1 protein-coding gene is annotated in these 1,477 nt (G+C 62.8%); it reads right to left on the bottom strand.

Annotated features, from left to right (window positions below; all coding sequences use genetic code 11):
- Window positions 1-1,477: hypothetical protein (locus tag B9Z45_RS17100; RefSeq protein ID WP_108408288.1), on the bottom strand; the 1,477-nt coding region annotated here is incomplete at both ends.

Raw genomic sequence — 1,477 nt, 5'->3', positions numbered from 1 at the left:
ACTTCATCGGCCGCTTTGGCAGCAATCTCTTCACCGGCCGCTTTGTCCGCCGCCGCTTTGTCTTGCACCGCTTTGCTAGCCGCGTCCGCTTCAGCTGTGGCTTTGGCGGCTGCTAGTTTGGCCGCATTGAAGGCCTCTAGGGCAGTATCTTTCTCTGCTGTGGTGCCGCTGGCGTTGGCCGCAGTGAGTGCAGTTTGGGCAGCAACCAGCGCTTTGGCGGCAGCAACTTCATCGGCCGCTTTGGCAGCAATCTCTTCAGCCGTCGCTTTGTCCGCCGCCGCTTTGTCTTGCACCGCTTTGGCCGCCGCGTCCGCTTCAGCTGTGGCTTTGGCGGCTGCTAGTTTGGCCGCATCGAGCACGGCTTGGGCAGCAGTTTTCTCTGCTGTGGTGCCGCTGGCGTTGGCCGCAGTGAGTGCAGTTTGGGCAGCAACCAGCGCTTTGGCGGCAGCAACTTCATCGGCCGCTTTGGCAGCAATCTCTTCAGCCGCCGCTTTGTCCGCCGCCGCTTTGTCTTGCACCGCTTTGGCCGCCGCGTCCGCTTCAGCTGTGGCTTTGGCGGCTGCTAGTTTGGCCGCATTGAAGGCCTCTAGGGCAGCAGCCTTCTCTGCTGTGGTGCCGCTGGCGTTGGCCGCAGTCAGTGCAGTTTGGGCAGCAACCAGCGCTTTGGCGGCAGCAACTTCATCGGCCGCTTTGGCAGCAATCTCTTCAGCCGTCGCTTTGTCCGCCGCCGCTTTGTCTTGCACCGCTTTGGCCGCCGCGTCCGCTTCAGCTGTGGCTTTGGCGGCTGCTAGTTTGGCCGCATCGAGCACGGCTTGGGCAGCAGTTTTCTCTGCTGTGGTGCCGCTGGCGTTGGCCGCAGTCAGTGCAGTTTGGGCAGCAACCAGCGCTTTGGCGGCAGCAACTTCATCGGCCGCTTTGGCAGCAATCTCTTCAGCCGCCGCTTTGTCCGCCGCCGCTTTGTCTTGCACCGCTTTGGCCGCCGCGTCCGCTTCAGCTGTGGCTTTGGCGGCTGCTAGTTTGGCCGCATTGAAGGCCTCTAGGGCAGCAGCCTTCTCTGCTGTGGTGCCGCTGGCGTTGGCCGCAGTCAGTGCAGTTTGGGCAGCAACCAGCGCTTTGGCGGCAGCAACTTCATCGGCCGCTTTGGCAGCAATCTCTTCAGCCGTCGCTTTGTCCGCCGCCGCTTTGTCTTGCACCGCTTTGCTAGCCGCGTCCGCTTCAGCTGTGGCTTTGGCGGCTGCTAGTTTGGCCGCATCGAGCACGGCTTGGGCAGCAGTTTTCTCTGCTGTGGTGCCGCTGGCGTTGGCCGCAGTCAGTGCAGTTTGGGCAGCAACCAGCGCTTTGGCGGCAGCAACTTCATCGGCCGCTTTGGCAGCAATCTCTTCAGCCGCCGCTTTGTCCGCCGCCGCTTTGTCTTGCACCGCTTTGGCCGCCGCGTCCGCTTCAGCTGTGGCTTTGGCGGCTGCTAGTTTGGCCGTAT

It is taken from the genome of Limnohabitans sp. 2KL-17, assembly GCF_003063415.1.
In the GTDB taxonomy this organism is placed as follows: domain Bacteria; phylum Pseudomonadota; class Gammaproteobacteria; order Burkholderiales; family Burkholderiaceae_C; genus Limnohabitans_A.
The sequence above is the reverse complement of the archived record's forward strand: the minus strand, read 5'-3'. Positions and strand labels throughout refer to the sequence as shown.